Consider the following 16605-nt stretch of genomic DNA (forward strand, 5'->3'; position numbering starts at 1 on the left):
TTTATCCTCTACCCTTTACTCAAAAGTAAAGTTCCTGGTACTGCTTTTTTAATCCAATTTGTCACTAAAATTTGGTCAGATGTAAAAGTTTCTAATTGTTCGCCGTTTAAGTTACGAAAGACAATTTCCGGCGGGATTTTAATCTCTTCACCTGTGGGCATAATCATCTTTTGAATTTGTGATATATCGAAAGAGCGGAAAGTTTGAAAAACTACATATTTGCCACTTTCTCCGGTTAACACTTCCGCTAAACAATTTTGATTTCGGTAATCTGCTACTTTCGATTTCATTCTAGGAAAAAGCGCAGTAGTGCGATTTGCTTTAAAGAATGGGGCGCGAGTTTCTCTAAACCAATTTAATCGTAAAGTTGCCGTATCTTCGAGAATTTGACGGCAAATATGATCGATATCAACTGCGACATCGCCATTTTTTTCTAAATGTCTTAAGTCTAATCTTACTGTATGTAATCCTGCTGATTCTAATCCTTCCAATTTATCCAAAATAAACTGGTCTTTATCCAAAAACATGAATGTTCCATGTATAGTTTCTAATGTGGGAAAATGCCGATTCGGTGCATCTTCAAAAGCAGCAGTAGCTTCTAAATAAAGCGTTGAATTTAAATCATCTTCTGCTGCGAAAGGTTCAGCTAGTAGCGATCGCGGCGAGTAAAATAGTAAAATTTGTCCAACACCTAGTAGTTCGCAAGCTACAGGAAGTTTTTGGCAATATTCAATTAGCTTTTCTTCGGGGAGTTCGATCGATAATATCAACCTTTCCAAACTTTCCCCAAAAATTTCGCACCACCCAAGCAAAGATTCTAGGTTATGATTTCCCGTTTCCACAATTAACTGTATTGGCATTTTTGGGAAGTGAATTTTCAACCAATAAGCAACACCCGGATCGCAAACGCGAATCGCTGCAAATTGACTGAAATCCCAACTTTTTAACCTTTCACAAACATCATTCATTACCCGTTCCGGCATCAGAATATCCCAAACTAAAACCGAGCGCAATCCTCGTTTTAAAGCTTCCTCGGCTAAAGTTTTTACCTGATTTTCTGTGAGTTTTCCCTGACGTGCTAATAACATCGGTTCTAATAACACTTCCTGTAAATTAGGAGCATTAACGCACCGTTCTAAATCTGAAATTGATGAGATAAAAGTGTTAAATTGCATTTGCGACTTCTTTAACTGCTGATTTGAATCGAACTACATTATATTTGGCAATATTTGCTGCATTTGTTGCTGCGGGAAATTTGGGAATTCGCGCAATACTATCTTGGCGCATAAATTCTACGCTTTCACCTGTGATGGAGAAAAGGCGATCGACTCTCCCCCGAATCGCCTCCCCTTGAAATGGGATAATCTCAATCTCTTCTCCTAATGCTAAAGGTTCCACAAGTTGCAACACAATTTCTTCAGGAGTAGTATCAACAACTAAACCTAAATATTCGTAAGTTCCTGTATTTATCCCAGACAATTGTCCGAACACAGAATCTCTACTTGCTGGCGTTTCTAAAGAACCAGAAAAATAGTCTCGATTAGGCACAGATTGCAGTTCTCGCGCCGCAACTTGCAACATTTCTGCGTTCAATGTTCCGGCTGCATAAGCATCAATTAATTGGCGATAAACCTTACAAGTCAAGCCAACATAAAAAGAAGATTTCATTCGCCCTTCAATTTTTAAAGAGCAAATTTGATGTTGAAAAAACTCTCCGATTTGATAGATTCCCCACAAATCTCTCGAAGACATGAAAGTTATTAAATCATCTCGTTTCTTGTCTTCAGTTTCCAAGTGATAAGGTAATCGGCAAGATTGAATACAACCGCCGCGATTAGAATCTCGACCTGCGGTAAAATTAGAAATGGTGCAATGTCCCGAATAAGCCATACACATGGCACCGTGAGTAAACATTTCTACTTCAATGCCTGAGTTTTGTCGAATTGCGCCAGCTTCTGCGATCGTCAATTCTCGCCCCACAATTAACCGCTTCACTCCCATTTGTTTCCACAACAGCCCAGCATAAGAATTGAGACAAGAAGCTTGCGTTGATAAGTGAATATTTAAATTTGAACTGTTACGAATAGCCCGAATTACCCCTAGATCGGAAACAATAACAGCATCTACGCCAATAGATTCTAAAAATTGACAATATTCGGCTAATCCGACAAAATCCGAATCGTGAAGAAAGGCGTTTAGCGTAACATAAATTTTCGCATTATGTTGATGAGCAAATACTACAGCTTGCTCTAATTCATAGTCAGTAAAATTATCAGCACGCGCCCGTAAGCCGTAATTTTGCCCGCCTAAATATATCGCATCTGCGCCGTATGCAATGGCAACTTTGAGGCGTTCTAAGTTTTTGGCTGGGGCTAGAAGTTCGGGTTTCCACATGGTATTCTTTTGGACTATAGCTTGATTATATTGATTTTAATTGGTTATTAAGGTACGTTGTTGCGCTTCAGCGCTAAACTCTTGCGCTGAAGCGCAACAACGTACTTCAATATTTGCTACAAATTGTAGAGATGGGCGGGTTTTGTCGGAATTTCTATCGCTGGGTATTCAAATTCGTCGGCAAAAACCTTGTAACATTAAAACTCATTCTTTAGTAGTAAAACTCAGGAACTAAGAAAGTAACGAAATGACTACAACTTTAACTAGCCAACCTTTATCCTTTGAACAAAGGCTGGATGCTGCACCAGTAACTCGTGTTATGTGGTTACTTTGGGTATTATCTGCGGGATTAATTGCCTTAGATGGTTTCGATTTTTTTATTATTGGTATCGCCTTACCATTTCTTAAGCAAGACTTTAATTTAGGTTCGACGCAAGTTGGCGCTGTGGCGGTAGCTGCGATCGCAGGATCGCTAGTAGGAGCATTAACTTTAGGCCCAATTACTGATAAAATTGGCAGACATTTAATGTTAATTATTGATATTGCCATTTTTATCATTGCTACTGCTGGAACAGCATTTGCTTGGAATGCCACTTCACTTATTATATTTCGTTTTTTGGTGGGCGTTGGTATCGGTGCAGATTATCCAATTAGTGTTTCATATATTACTGAAAATGTTCCTTCTCGACTGCGGGGAAGAATGGTAATTGGTGCTTTTACTTTTCAAGCAGTTGGAGCGCTTTTGGGTGCGGTAACTGGATTAATTATAATTCATTTGTTTCAAGTAATTTATCCAGATTCAATATTACCAATTATTCAATATTCTTGGCGTTGGATGTTAGGAGTTGGGTTATTCTTAGCAATTATTGTGGCGATTTTACGGTTTAGTTTCTTGTTAGAAAGTCCCCGTTATTACATTGCTAGAGGCGAATATGAGGAAGCTTCTGAGGCGGCAACTACTTTATTAAATGAACCGATCGCAATTACAAAAGAAACCGATCCACCAACAAAAGAATCAAGTTTTTCTTACAGTTCCTTATTTTCTCCTCAATTCCTTCGCAGCACAATTTTGGCTTCAGTTCCTTGGTTTTTACAAGATATCGCTACTTATGGAATTGGCATTTATACACCAACAATTATTGGGGTTTTAGCTTTTGAAAATGCAACCAGTTTTATTGAACGAGAAATCGCTTCTGCTAGAGGTTCTGCTTTTGTCGATCTGTTTTTAATTGCTGGTTTTTTGATTGCGGTATTTTTGATTGAAAAAGTTGGACGAATTCGCTTACAAATTATTGGCTTTTGTGGCATGGCTGTGGGGCTTTTGGTGTTAGCAGCTTCTAATTTTATCGACTCAAATAGTTTTTTGGATATGGCGATCGTCTTTCTCGGTTTTTTAATCTTTAATTTAACCATGAATGCAGGACCAAATTCCACAACTTTCCTCTTATCTGGAGAAGTTTTTCCCACTTCAATTCGCGCCAGTGGTGCAGGTTTTGCTGCCGCTTTCGCCAAAGCTGGAGCCGTTTTAGGTACTTTCGCTTTACCAATTTTACAGAAATCAATAGGTATTTCCATCTTGCTGTTTTTGTTGGCGATATTTTGCGTATTAGCAGCAATAATCACCTATATGTTTCAGGTTGAAACTACTGGGAAATCTCTGGAAGCAGTGAATCGATTTTAGATTTTAAGCTACTCAGATCCCCGACTTCTTAGAGAAGTCGGGGATCTAGATTCAGATATACTTGAAATATGCGAGTAATTCAGCGCACTTTTACCTTACTAACTCTGCGGGAACGTCCCATTGGCATTTGGGTTTTGAGCAGTTTTACCGCAACAATTGGACTGCTAATTTTTATCTCTTCTCTACCTCCTGTTGATTGGTTTGGATTATTTTGCATCATTTGTGCTAATTTGATGATGTTTGGCAGCCCGGAAAAGACTTGTTTATTTGATAAGTTGGACAATCGGGTTACTTTTAAACAAAAAGGATGGCTAGGAAATCAACATAGTCATTTTCCGATTACCAAAATTTATTTAGTTGAAGTTGAACCTTTTAAATTATTTGGGATTCAGTTTTACAGATTAACCTTAAAGTTATTTTCAGGAGAAATTTTCTATTTAACTCCTATTCCCAGTACCGACAATCAACTATTACAGAATTTAGCTGTATCTATTCAACAATTTATTAAGCATTGAAGACAGAATAAACTAAACTATTAATTGGGAAACTAGATTACATTAAACATTTGCAATGGGTGAAATTTTTTTCCTGTCTTTAATTTCGTTGCTGCTATTTTTTGGGCCAGCGTTAGCTGCGATCGCAATTCGCCGTTCTCTATCAATTCCTTGGCAATTAGTTCTGCTGCTCATTTGCATTTTGTATGCAGCTTTACCCATACTAATAGCTTTAACAGGAGTGGATTTAGCAGAACGCAATGGTTGTACAGTTGATATCACCATCTATAAATGTCCCGGAAATCCCTCTTTAGGGGAAACAATTACACTAATGACTTTTGCTCATTGGCTGGCAATTCTTACTATTCCCTCTGGGATTTTAGGTGCGATCGCAATACTGATTTATTCCACAATAAGAAGTGCTAAACTGCGAAAAGGAGAACTAACAACTGTAGCACCATTTGCGATTTTTTACCGCAGTCGTCGTCATAAACTAATAGCCGGAATTTGTGCTGCGATCGCTAAAAAAACCAAATTTCCACTTTTAGCAGTAAGAATTGCCACAGTAATTTTAGCAATTGTTGCTCCTGGATTTGGCGCACCTTTATATCTTTGGTTGTGGTTAGCTTTTCCCTTGGAATCAGAGGTTATATCTATCTAAAAACTAATCCAAAGTTCCCGGTTTTGTCTCTCTTTTTGTTGGCAACAGCCAATAGATGAAGACGATCGCAAACAAGAGATCGCCACTCCCAGCAGATACAGTTAATAATGGTAAATCACCCATGAGCCAGAATGTAAAAAAGGAAAATGCAATTGCTAATTTACAAGTTGCTGCTACTGCGATAAAAAGGCGATCGGGCTTTGCACTAACCGCCATCCAAATGTATCCTAAACCAAAAATGAGAATCCAAGACGATACGATCGAAAGATATAAAGGATGAGCATTCTGAGGCAGTCCGAAAATCTCTCCTTTACCATAGATTGGTAGTGCAAATACAACTGCTCCTACAAAATTCATGATTGCAGTTGCCAGCAATGTAAACCGGAACCAGTTTGCCATAATACCTATAATCCCTAAGCGAATGACAGACAAAATTGATCCTAAAATTTATCCTACCGAACTTTATCTTAGTCCTGAAAAAGATGAACTGTTTCAAAAAGAACCTTGGCCCAAACCTTTTGTGTTTAACGAAGATGTGGTCAATGTTTTTGATAACATGATCTCTCGTTCAGTTCCTCTCTATCGTGAAGTTTTAGCCTGTGCTGCTCATTGGGCTAGAGCTTACTATCAACCTGGAACCAAAATTATTGATATTGGCTGTTCTACGGGAACATTTTTAGAATTAATCGGGCGATTTTTGCAGCAACCAGCTACATTAGTTGGGATTGATAATTCGTCACCAATGTTAGAAAAAGCTAGAGAAAAGTTGCTCCCAATTCAGCAAATACATCAAGTTGAATTAATTTGTGATAGTGCGGAAAACTGCTCTTTTGAAAATAGCAGCGTGGTAATTATTAATTACACTTTACAGTTTTTGCCTTTACAGGTGCGGCAAAAGTTGCTGAAGTCTATTTATCAAGGTTTAGTTCCTGGTGGTTTGTTATTTTTGAGTGAAAAGGTGAAATCACCTTATCCCTTATTTCAAGAAACAATTACCCGACATTATGAAGCTTTTAAGGCGTATAATGGTTATGCTCAAACGGAAATTGAACGCAAAAAGGAAGCGCTGGAAAATGTTTTAGTACCTTTAACTGAAACTGAGCAATTGCAAATGTTAAAAGATAGTGGTTTTCAGCAGGTTGATTCTTTGATTAAACTGCATAATTTTCTTTCGTTGGTAGCACTGAAATAGGAACAGGAATTACTGGCATAATAAGTAGGTGCGTCAGAAGTTCAAACTCTGCTCCTCTGGCGCAAATTTAGGCTCTGAAGCACCCTACAAATTTCGTTGGTAGCACTTAAATAGGAATTTTTGAATGTTTGATGAGTTTATTGGTTATCTTGCGCCTGATTATTGCGATCGCTATTCCACCCAACTAGAACGCGAGGCAATTTTAACCCTTCGTCAGGAACGCCAAGCTAAATTATTCACGCCGCCAAATCGTCAATATCAAGAAGCAGTTGCAGCTATTCAAGATATTCAAAGCAATTGGTTTGACTTTTCTGATGCAGTTGTGAAAATTGGGCAAAAAGATGAACTTTCCCCAGAACAACAACAGCGTTTTTTGCCATCACTAAAAACTTTTTGTCCTTGGAAAAAAGGCCCTTTTGAACTGTTTGGAATTAATATAGATGCTGAATGGCGTTCGGATTGGAAATGGGCGCGAATTTTACCTCATATTCAATCTTTAGAAAATCGTAAAGTTGCGGATATTGGTTGCCATAATGGTTATTTTATGTTTCGGATGACAGAACAAAAACCTGATTGTGTGATTGGGTTTGAACCTGTGGCTAAACACTTTTGGAACTTTCAATTAATGCAAAATATTGTCCGACAAGAAAATCTGACATTTGAGTTACTTGGTGTAGAACATATTAACTTTTATCCTAATTTTTTTGATACAATCTTTTGTTTGGGAATTTTATATCATCATCCCGATCCGATCGGGCTTTTAGGCAAAATGAAACAAGCCCTAGCACCCAAGGGAGAAATTATCATAGACTGTCAAGGAATACCCGGAGAATTACCAGTTTCCCTCACTCCCCGGAAGCGTTACGCACAGGCGCGAGGGATTTGGTTTTTACCCACTCAATCTTGTTTAGAAAATTGGTTAGCGCGTGCAGGTTTTACCCAGATTAACTGTTTTTTTGCTGCACCTTTGTCAGTTGAAGAACAGCGTCGCACTGCTTGGGCAGATATTGATAGTTTACAGGAATTCCTCAATTCTGATGATGATTCTTTAACGGTGGAAGGTTATCCTGCACCTTGGCGTTATTATGTTATTGCCAGGAAAGACTAAGTAGGTATAGGTAAATAAAGTGAAAACCAAGGCGGGCAGGATGCCCACCCCACAAGAGTGACAGCTTTCTTGTGGGGTGGGCATCCTGCCCACCCCACAAGAGTGACAGCTTTCTTGTGGGGTGGGCATCCTGCCCACCCCACAAGAGTGACAGCTTTCTTGTGGGGCGGGCATCCTGCCCGCCCCATCCTTAGATAACTATTATCACTTTATTTATTTGCACCTACTTAATCTGATAAAATTTGTCCTAGCTTCCTCTTAACTTTTGCTGCTTTTTCTGATAGTCACTCCAAATTAAATGCAAATTTTTTTTGGTGACTTTCTCCCCTAGTGCTTGTGAGAGATCTTGCCACAATTGAGAGCCAATGGTTTTGATATAAGCACTACAATAAGAAGACTCCTCTGCCATTTGAGTATAAGCTTTACCTAACCATGACTGATGCAAAATAAATCGCTCGATGGGAGTGAGTTTTCGGGATAGTAGCACCCTTTCTATGGTTTCTAGAATTTCCTCAAAATTCATTGATTAATTGGTTCTCAATCAACTATACGGTGTTAAGTGATTTGTCAACCGTTCTGATTAACAAAACGGTTCATATAATTTTCATTATCGTTATTATTGTACTTTCCTCCTTATGGCTGATGGCAAGAAAGAATTTGTAAAATTCCTAACTTTAATAGGACTTACGCACAGACAACTAAATACTGTGGACTGGTGCGTTACACTGACGTTAACGCACCCTACAAATAGAGTTTTGCGTAAGTCCTATTTAAGAATAGCTAAAGTTATATTTAAGTAGCCGTTATCAATTGTGTACACCAAACCCTCTGAAAAAGCAAAGTAGAGACATTTCATACAACATCTCTACTTTGCAGAATGTTTATTTTTAGGACAAATTTAGTCTGAGTTTAACGCAGATAAGCGATCGTCACTCCTGCACCACCTTCTTTAGAATCAGCTAACTCGAAACGCTCAACTTGTGGGTGTTCTTGCAAAAATTCATGCACACCTTGGCGCAGTTTTCCCGTACCTTTACCATGCACGATCCACAACACGCCAGCATTAGTCGCCGCACGAATTCCCCGTTCTAATTCGCTTTCCGCATCTGCGACTCGATAACCGCGAATATCAACGGTATTTTGTGAGGTGCGAATAGCGGGTGCGGGTGGTGGCGCTTGAGTTCCGCCTTTGTTTGGCGAAGTGCGAGGTGTTTCTTTTTCAGCGGGTTTTTGTTTAACTGGAAGTTCTGCTTTTTCCCCACTTAAAGATTCAACATCTGCTAAAGAAACGGTCATTTTCATGATGCCAAATCGCACGCTTAAGTTACCGTTTTCATCAGCAGCAGTTAAAACTTCCGCTGTTTGATTAAGTTTGGGAATGCGAATGCGATCGCCAACTTGCGGTTTAAATCCCGGTTTTGGTTTTGTTGGCGGTGGTAAATGTCGCTCTTTAATTTGATTAATTGCTGCTGTCGCTGCTTGTGCATCTTGTGCAGTCGCATTTCCCTGTTGTAAACGGCGAATTACTTGAGCAATTTCGCCTTTTGCTTGCGCGATCGCAGCTTGTACAGCTTGTTCTTGTTGTAGCCGCAATTGCTGCTCTCTTTCTTGTAAATTTGCCGCTTTTCTCGCTACTTCTTGATGCAATTTCTCCGCTTGTTTTAACAGTTCCGCTGCTTCTTCTGCCTTAGTTTCTTGCCGTTTTCTTTGCGCTTCCAAACCTGCAATTACTTGGTTAACATCTTCCGATGCACCACCTACATATTTTTGCGCTTCTTCGACAATTTCGGCATCTAATCCTAACCTTCGCGCAATTGTTAAAGCATTAGAACGTCCCGGAATTCCCCACAATAATCGATAGGTTGGCGAAAGCGTAAGATCATTAAATTCTACTGAGGCATTCTCAAATCTTTCATCTTCATATTTAAGTGCTTTTAATTCGCCAAAGTGAGTCGTCGCCATTGTTAATAAAGTAGTGTTGGCGAGATGTTGTAAAAGTGCGATCGCCAAAGCACTCCCCTCCGCCGGATCTGTTCCTGCACCCACCTCATCAAGTAGTACTAGTGACTGGGGGGAAGAGGTGGGGGGGTGGGGAGGTAGGGGGATGGGGGGATTTTCTAGTTCTACTCTCCCCATCTCCCCATCTCCCCATCTCCCCACTTCTTCTCTCCCCATCTCCCCATCTCCCCATCTCCCCATTCCCCCAGAAATTGCTGCTAAAATCCGACTAATTCTACGGATGTGACCAGAAAAAGTAGAAAGGCTTTGTTGCAGGGATTGTTCGTCACCAATATCGGCTAAAATTTGGTCGAACCAGGGAATTTCTACGGGTTCGCGTGCGGGGATAAATAACCCAACTTTTGCCATTAAAGCTGCTAAAGCCAAGGTTTTTAAAGTAACAGTTTTTCCCCCTGTATTTGGCCCCGTAATTGTGACAACTCTGATGTGAGGTTGAATTAATAAATCAACCGGAATTACTGCCGATCCTTGTTCATGTTTTTGTTGCCAAACTAACAGGGGATGGCGCAATTGTCGCAGAGTAATAGTTTCTTTTTGCGGTTCAATAAATCTTGGGGGATTTGCTTCTAACCATAAACTATATCTGGCTCTAGCGGTGGCTAAATCTAAAGTTGTAGCGATCGCCAATAATCGCTCTAAATCTGGTTTAACTTCTGCGACTTGTTGAGTTAAAACTCTACGAATTGCTTCTGCTTCGTTTTGTTCTTGACGCATTAATTGCCGCAGTTGATTTCCCAAAGATACGATCGAATTTGGTTCCACATAAAGCGTCGCGCCACTCATCGAAGTATCATGAACAATTCCCGGAATTGCATCTTTACTAGTTGCTTTTACCGGAATCACAAAGCGATCGCTTCTTTGGGTAATCACTTGTTCTTGAACAGCATTAGATTGCCGTTGAATTATTCCCTGTAAAATCTGATAAATTCTGTCTCGCTGTTGGCGCATTTGATGGCGAATACCAGCGAGTTTTTGACTGGCGCGATCGGCAACATCACCGCGATCGTCAATACAGCGATGGATCTCCTGTTCTAACTCTGGATAAGTGCGTAAATCTGCGACTAATTCTGTTAAAACAGGCAAATCTTCTTGGTTATCAATAACTCGGCGCAGTTGTCTTGTTCCAGCAAGAGTTGTGGCAATATTCAACAACTCCTCACCTGACAAAACCCCTTGTAATTCTGCTCTTTCTAAAGCATCACCAATATCAGTAATGCCATCAAATTTTAACCCAGAAACTAAGCGAGTTTCTAATTGGTAAACTTCCTTAGTTTGGGCTAAAAGTGTTAAACTTTGCGCTTGAGTTTGAGGGATTTGCAGGTGACGTGCTGCGATCGCTCCTAACTTAGTAGCAGCGAAGGTAGATAAATGATGGCACAAGCGAGGCCATTCGAGTAGTTCTAGAGTTTCGTTTTGAATCAAGGCTTAAAAAATCTAATTTCAATAGGGTAAATTAATTTGACAGTTACGGAATCTCGACAGGGATTTAGTTAATCAACTACAGAACAACCATTTAACAATCCAGACTAAATTCTTCCCAAAATTCCAGGATTAAATATTCAGGAATTAAAGGATAATTCTCGATATGATCTAGTTGATCCGCATCTAAATCAGCAAACATTTCCGTTAAAACTTCCTCATCTCGTTCATAAAAAGGTCTGAGTGGAGCCAAGTAATTGCCAGCCAAGATAATCATATTGAATCCTATTGCCTGAGCGCTTGTAAAGTTCTTGTTACAAACTAAGGCCGATCGAGGTGGTTAAACCTCTGTCAATCTGCTTAACCTGACTGGCTATTATCCCTCTCAAAAGTAGGATAACGAAAATTAAAGGCAAAAGGTACTGCTCATGAGCACGTTCACTACCAATTATAAAAGCAGTAAACCTTAAATAACTGACAAGTTGTACATCACTGTATTTCCATTTAACGAGGAATAGTCTTACCTAATTAAATTTAAGGAATCGATCGACCTAGCTCTGTAGATCTAAGTAGTCGATCGGGTTGCATCAGATCGAAATCAGGATTTTTACCTAGTTTTAAATCAGCAGACCTCTGCATTTAGTTTCATCAGTTCCTTTCCTTATTTGGTAAGGGACACGAGTTGTTTTGTCATCTAAATCACGGAGAAAACATAGACATGATTAGCAAAATTTATACAACAAGTTTGGGCGCGATCGCAATTGCCAGCAGTGTATTTTTTGGAGCAATTAATAACTTTGCACAAGCGGCAACATTAGATTTCGAGGGACTTCCTAGCACAACTCTGCCAACAAATACACCCAATCCAGCATCAGTACTGACAGACGATTTCATCTCTCAAGGGGTGCGATTCGGTAAACCAGGAGAAAGTGCAGGTGTCGCAGTTGTTAAGGAAGGATTTGGACTTGGTTCCGGTTCTGGCGTGAACAGCATAGTTGCGTTGGATAAAGATGGAAAAATTCCGCCTATTGTCACTGGCGATATGTTCTTCAGCTTTGTACAGCCGGGCTCTTTGACAGCCGCAGTAACCGATTTTGTATCATTTAACATTGGTGATACTGGTGGCGATTTAGACAACTACCAAATTCGCGTTTACGATTTAGCCGACTCACTAATTAACACCCTCAACTTCTCTAACACCAATCGTTTCCCAGTTTCCATTAACTTGCCAGGAATTCATCGCCTAGAGATCGATTTCACAGGAGCGTTTGGCTACAGCTTGGACGATTTGACTTTCAACACACCGACAAACAACAATCAGTCAGTTCCCGAACCGACTTCTGTATTGGGTTTGTTAGCTCTTGGTGGTTTAGGTGCAGCTACCTTAAAACGCAAGCAATCTAAACAATGTGCTTAATCTGACAGGCTATAAGTAGGATACAAGGCAGAAGGGAACAGGGAACAGACAAAGGTAGAAGGCAGAAGGTAAAATTTCTCCCCATCTCCCTATCTTCCCTGCCCCCCTACCTTAACTAGGAGTAGCGACTGGTACTGGCTCGTAAAGATACTCAAACCAGTTACCATCAGGATCGCGACCGTAAAAAGAAGCCGTCCCATCGCGATGTTCATGAATTTTGGTTAAGTGGATGTCTTGTGCCTTGAGTTGTTCGTAAGCAGTTTCCATTTCCTGACGCTCACTGAACACAAACCCAAAATGCGCTCCTGCTTGATCGTAACCTGGGCTCAACAGCGCCAAACCATCATCCCCAGCTTTCAGGTAAGCCCAGTCTGCATCTTTCCAGACTAACTCCATACCCAAGTTTTGGTAAAACTCAGCCGCTCGGCTAATATCTTGAACGCAGATGGCGACATGACCCAGACGTTTCAATTTCATAAATCAAAAATTTTAACGTTTCTTCCTATTTCTCATTGTATGGCAATTACTTTAAAACAGGTTTTAAAACTCTTCTTACTCCCGACAGATGTTTGTCCCCGATAATCATTCTGAAATTGCCCGAATTAAGTGTTTTTGAATTGATTAAATAGTGAGCGATCGCTTCCGGTTTAAAATGGCTAAAATCTACATTGGAGAGTGCATGACAGAAATAGAATCAGAGGGAGGCGAACAGGAGCGAAACTGGAAACAAGACAAGCTACTCACTCCCGTAGACTTAAAAAATCAACAACTTCTTACAGTATTTCGCGATCCGGTTGATGGTGACTATCGTTTAGAGCAAACATTGACCTCTGGAGAAATTTGTGCGATCGCTTTTCCCCATCTCCCCATCTTCATAGAAAATTGATAAATTAGCTTCCCAAATCCGGTAAAATCGATTTATATTTACTATAATAAGCAAGTTTGTCTTGTTTATTTACTCTCTTTTATCTAACGGCGCACTAGGAGTTAATAGCAATGGAGCTTTCGGCAAATTCAGGTGACTCTTATCAAAAGAGTGAACCAGCAACCCTGGCAAAGAAGGAGCAAAAATTTGAAGCATTTGATTTTCTCCGCGCCATCTTTTCCCTCGCCATAGTCGCATACAAAACCAAGATTTTTAATATCCCAAAAATCCTGGCACCGAATTCTTTTACTAAGTCATTCAGCGATTATGTATTGAGTGGAATGGTAGGTGCTCTCGCAGTTCCAGTGTTCTTACAAGTATCGCTCTTTCTTTTTTACAATAAAAGTGATAAAATTGGGCTGAAATACTTTCTGCAAAAACGTCTTCCTCGACTGATATATCTTTATCTTTTTTGGGTTGTTTCGATAACCTTATATGATGTCTTATTTGTCGGAGGATTTGAAGTAATCAGAAAAGCCACTTCATCAATGAAAGCTTTTTTAGAGTTTATCATGAGTGGCAACAGTACACCATATTTCTTCTTCTTTTCTCTGATTTTTGTCACAGTCCTTGCTGAAATTGTAGTCTTGTTATTTAGTAAAATAGAAAAGCCAGCGACAAAACTAAGCATCAGTTATTGGTTACTCATTGCCTCCTGCATCTTAGTATTTAGTTTTTCTACTATCCAACCAATCATTAAGTACACAGGGATTCAATCATCATTATTAAACTTTATAAATAACCTCACTGGATGGGACTATACTCCAGTTAATTTCTTGCCTTATGTCTTTACCGCAACTATCACGGCACAAGAATACAAAGAAGGAAAATTAGCGCAAGTAACTACATTTTTGCGACGAAAGTTATACGGCTTGTTTGGGTTAACATTATTCTTTTTTGCTTTAGAATGGATATTGACAAGTAAAGGTCTGCTAATTCAAGTAGACCAAGCACCTTTAGATCATTACTTGAGGTTATCTCTCGTTTTTGGCTCTTGGTTGCTCCTATATTTAGCTATAGTATCAAAACGCCAAGTTCCTGCCATTGTTGGATTTCTCTCCTATTGCTCTTTGGGAATTTATGGCTTCCACGTTTTCTTTACCTATCAAAAACCTCTACCTTTAGGTAGCATTCCTGTGCTGGGTAATTTATTTCAGGCAGTTCCAGTTTTGTTTATATTAGCTAATTTCTTTATAGTCTTGGGCGCTTCAATTGCACTGACCTTATTGTTTAAAAGAGTCAAAATGTTAAAACAATTCGTCTGAACCGCTTCCTCCATAACTCAAGAGCATTTTTGTAGTGACGGCATAATTAGGTACACCAAGCTTTATGAAACTCAAGAAAGGAAATATCTTACCTGCGATCGTAACTATGGTTCTTGCCTTACCCATTGGTGTAACAGTGGGCGCTTTTTTAGAAAAAAACTACGGTTTAAAAAATATACTCCAGGGTAATTTTCAGACAAATTCTCCCTCAGAAATAACCCAGACAAATCAAACTAGTATTCCGCAAAAGTATCAAGGAAAATTACAGTTGTTCATACTTGCTGGACAGTCAAATATGGCGGGAACGGGGGATATTCCGCCGCAAGCAGAACAAGCAAACACTGACTCCAAAATTTATGTCTTTGGTAACGATTATCGCTGGAAAGTAGCCAAAGAACCTGTCGATGATCCAACAAATCAAGTAGACAAAATATCCGAAGACAAACCCGCAGGTTATAGCCCCGCCTTATCGTTTGCTACGACTATTTTAAAGCAGCGTCCTGATATGATAATCGGACTAATACCTTGTGCTAAGGGTGGTTCTTCCATTGAAGAGTGGCAAAGAAACGGAAACTTAGACGAAAATACACTTTATGGGTCTTGTTTAAAACGAGTACGCGCAGCTTCAACAATGGGAAATGTTGCTGGTATTCTGTTTTTTCAAGGCGAAATTGATACAGTAGACCCCAAGGAAGATCCCAAAAGAACCTTTTCAGCCAATCAATGGGCAAACAAATTTACTCTTCTAGTCAGAAATTGGCGCGGAGATTTGAAATTGCCTAATTTACCTGTAGTTTTTGCACAAATTGGCAGTAACACAGAACCAGAAAGATTTGTAAATTGGAAAGTTGTCCAAGAACAACAGCGTCAAGTTAAGTTGCCATTTTCAGCAATGATTACCACAGATGACTTAGCCTTGAGAGACTACGTTCACTTTACTACAGAAAGTTATCAAACAATCGGTCAACGTTTTGCTAAAGCTTATTTGAGCTTGGAAAAATAAACCTTTGCAGGTATCGGTTAGATGGAAAAAGTTAATATTGTAGTCGAAGGCGCTGGCGAGAGCAACTGCTTCTAGTTAAATAGTGAGACTTGCAATAAGTTTAGCTAAGTTTTGTGTAGCAGATAATGTAATCTTGTATGATGCTACTTAACTTTAATCAACAAACCGATCTCTGCCATCAGACCCTAAAAGGTATCTGAGTGAGAAAATGAGTATAGCCACACAACCCCTAACTCTGGAGGAGTTCTTAAAACTCCCAGAAACTAAACCCGCCTCAGAGTTTATTAACGGAGAGATTGTTCAAAAACCCATGCCACAAGGGGAGCATAGCCGATTACAGTTTAAATTTTGTGCAGTTGTTAACGAAGTTGCCGAACCTCAGAAAATTGCGATCGCCTTTCCAGAACTACGCTGTACCTTTGGGGGAGACGCAATTGTTCCAGATGTTGCGGTGTTTCGATGGGAGAGGATTCCGGTTCGTGCTTCCGGGAGAATTACCAATCGTTTCGAGATTCATCCTGATTGGTCAATAGAGATTTTATCCCCCGATCAGAGTCAAACGAAAGTATTGGGGAAATTGCTTCACTGCTCCCAGCATGGCACAGAGTTAGGGTGGTTAATCGATCCAGAAGAGGAGACTATTCTAGTTGTGTTTTCCGATCAACGGGTGCAATTGTTAAGGGGGAATGCTCAATTGCCAATTTTGAAGGGAATTAGCTTGGAGTTGACGGTGGAACAAATTTTTGCTTGGTTAACACTCTAAGACCCAAGATGAGATAATACAAACCAGAAAACTCGATCGCAATTAATTTGTTAACGGTTGCAGAAAACAGTTAAGCGACATTAATCTGTTAATGACGACATTAACTAATTAATGTCATCCAGATTAATGGGGAAATTCAGAGATTCCTTAGCATTGCTTTTAAGCTGCTTTGAAGTAACGAAACCCAACTTAGAGCAGATTGCAGGTTTATCAAGTATACAAAAGAAACCGGGTTTCTTCAAGAAACCCGGTTTCTTTGTACCT

Annotated in this window: 17 protein-coding genes; 10 read left to right on the forward strand and 7 right to left on the reverse strand. The window is 39.7% G+C overall.

The features are described 5' to 3' along the window. Positions 1-8: 8 nt before the first annotated feature. Both ACE1CI_RS16180 and ACE1CI_RS16185 read right to left on the reverse strand, forming a co-directional pair. Complete coding sequence (locus tag ACE1CI_RS16180) at positions 9-1175, reverse strand: U32 family peptidase (RefSeq protein ID WP_413267119.1); 1167 nt, start codon at positions 1173-1175, stop codon at positions 9-11. Beyond that, complete coding sequence (locus ACE1CI_RS16185; RefSeq protein ID WP_413267118.1) at positions 1165-2394, reverse strand: U32 family peptidase; 1230 nt, start codon at positions 2392-2394, stop codon at positions 1165-1167. Before ACE1CI_RS16185 ends, ACE1CI_RS16180 begins: the two co-directional genes overlap by 11 nt. Positions 2395-2641: 247 nt before the next feature. On the opposite strand from ACE1CI_RS16185, the gene ACE1CI_RS16190 reads away from it, so the two are divergent. The 3 genes from ACE1CI_RS16190 to ACE1CI_RS16200 all read left to right on the forward strand — a co-directional run bounded on the left by ACE1CI_RS16190 (position 2642) and on the right by ACE1CI_RS16200 (position 5230). Continuing rightward, positions 2642-4075, forward strand: coding sequence for an MFS transporter (locus ACE1CI_RS16190; RefSeq protein ID WP_413261012.1), 1434 nt, complete (start codon positions 2642-2644; stop codon positions 4073-4075). 68 nt (positions 4076-4143) lie between these two features. After that, entirely contained in the window at positions 4144-4590 is a 447-nt protein-coding gene (locus ACE1CI_RS16195; RefSeq protein WP_413261011.1) for a hypothetical protein, read from the forward strand. Between the two features lie 55 nt (positions 4591-4645). After that, positions 4646-5230, forward strand: a complete 585-nt coding sequence (locus ACE1CI_RS16200; RefSeq protein WP_413261010.1) for a PspC domain-containing protein — start codon at positions 4646-4648, stop codon at positions 5228-5230. A 3-nt stretch (positions 5231-5233) separates the two neighbouring features. Here ACE1CI_RS16200 and ACE1CI_RS16205 read toward each other — a convergent pair whose 3' ends face one another. Beyond that, on the reverse strand, positions 5234-5662 hold the full coding sequence (locus ACE1CI_RS16205; RefSeq protein ID WP_496615518.1) for a hypothetical protein: 429 nt from the start codon (positions 5660-5662) through the stop codon (positions 5234-5236). On the opposite strand from ACE1CI_RS16205, the gene cmoA reads away from it, so the two are divergent. Together cmoA and cmoB are read left to right on the forward strand one after the other, a co-directional pair. Then, positions 5652-6422, forward strand: a complete 771-nt coding sequence (gene cmoA / locus ACE1CI_RS16210) for a carboxy-S-adenosyl-L-methionine synthase CmoA (protein ID WP_413261008.1) — start codon at positions 5652-5654, stop codon at positions 6420-6422. The two genes, ACE1CI_RS16205 and cmoA, sit on opposite strands and share 11 nt — an antisense overlap. Positions 6423-6546: 124 nt before the next feature. Beyond that, positions 6547-7530 (forward strand): tRNA 5-methoxyuridine(34)/uridine 5-oxyacetic acid(34) synthase CmoB, encoded by a 984-nt coding sequence (gene cmoB / locus ACE1CI_RS16215; RefSeq protein ID WP_413261007.1) that lies wholly within the window; start codon positions 6547-6549, stop codon positions 7528-7530. A gap of 247 nt (positions 7531-7777) precedes the next feature. On the opposite strand, the gene ACE1CI_RS16220 is transcribed toward cmoB, so the two are convergent. From ACE1CI_RS16220 to ACE1CI_RS16230, 3 genes are all read right to left on the reverse strand, one after another. Beyond that, positions 7778-8053 carry a helix-turn-helix domain-containing protein gene (locus ACE1CI_RS16220; protein ID WP_413261006.1) on the reverse strand — a complete coding sequence of 92 codons (276 nt, stop codon included), beginning with the start codon at positions 8051-8053 and terminating at the stop codon, positions 7778-7780. Positions 8054-8439: 386 nt separating this feature from the next. Then, on the reverse strand, positions 8440-10971 hold the full coding sequence (locus ACE1CI_RS16225) for an endonuclease MutS2 (RefSeq protein ID WP_413261005.1): 2532 nt from the start codon (positions 10969-10971) through the stop codon (positions 8440-8442). Positions 10972-11062: 91 nt separating this feature from the next. Beyond that, the gene (locus ACE1CI_RS16230; protein ID WP_413261004.1) at positions 11063-11245 is read right to left on the reverse strand and encodes a hypothetical protein; all 183 of its coding nucleotides are present in this window, start codon (positions 11243-11245) and stop codon (positions 11063-11065) included. 441 nt (positions 11246-11686) lie between these two features. Here ACE1CI_RS16230 and ACE1CI_RS16235 point away from each other — a divergent pair, with 441 nt between their 5' ends. After that, positions 11687-12385, forward strand: coding sequence for a PEP-CTERM sorting domain-containing protein (locus tag ACE1CI_RS16235; protein ID WP_413261003.1), 699 nt, complete (start codon positions 11687-11689; stop codon positions 12383-12385). A 111-nt stretch (positions 12386-12496) separates the two neighbouring features. Here the strand turns inward: ACE1CI_RS16235 and ACE1CI_RS16240 are convergent, their stop codons facing one another. Continuing rightward, entirely contained in the window at positions 12497-12862 is a 366-nt protein-coding gene (locus ACE1CI_RS16240) for a VOC family protein (protein WP_413261002.1), read from the reverse strand. 151 nt (positions 12863-13013) lie between these two features. Between ACE1CI_RS16240 and ACE1CI_RS16245 the strand changes: the two genes are divergently transcribed. The 4 genes from ACE1CI_RS16245 to ACE1CI_RS16260 all read left to right on the forward strand — a co-directional run bounded on the left by ACE1CI_RS16245 (position 13014) and on the right by ACE1CI_RS16260 (position 16341). Continuing rightward, positions 13014-13271, forward strand: coding sequence for a hypothetical protein (locus ACE1CI_RS16245; RefSeq protein WP_496615519.1), 258 nt, complete (start codon positions 13014-13016; stop codon positions 13269-13271). 110 nt (positions 13272-13381) lie between these two features. Then, the gene (locus ACE1CI_RS16250) at positions 13382-14575 is read left to right on the forward strand and encodes an acyltransferase family protein (protein ID WP_413261000.1); all 1194 of its coding nucleotides are present in this window, start codon (positions 13382-13384) and stop codon (positions 14573-14575) included. 64 nt (positions 14576-14639) lie between these two features. Beyond that, positions 14640-15578: a sialate O-acetylesterase gene (locus tag ACE1CI_RS16255; protein WP_413260999.1), complete on the forward strand. Its 939-nt coding sequence runs from the start codon at positions 14640-14642 to the stop codon at positions 15576-15578. Between the two features lie 208 nt (positions 15579-15786). After that, entirely contained in the window at positions 15787-16341 is a 555-nt protein-coding gene (locus ACE1CI_RS16260) for a Uma2 family endonuclease (RefSeq protein WP_413260998.1), read from the forward strand. Positions 16342-16605: the final 264 nt, after the last annotated feature.

The sequence above is a fragment of the Floridaenema flaviceps BLCC-F50 genome, assembly GCF_041929275.2.
GTDB classification, from domain to species: Bacteria; Cyanobacteriota; Cyanobacteriia; order Cyanobacteriales; family Aerosakkonemataceae; genus Floridanema; species Floridanema flaviceps.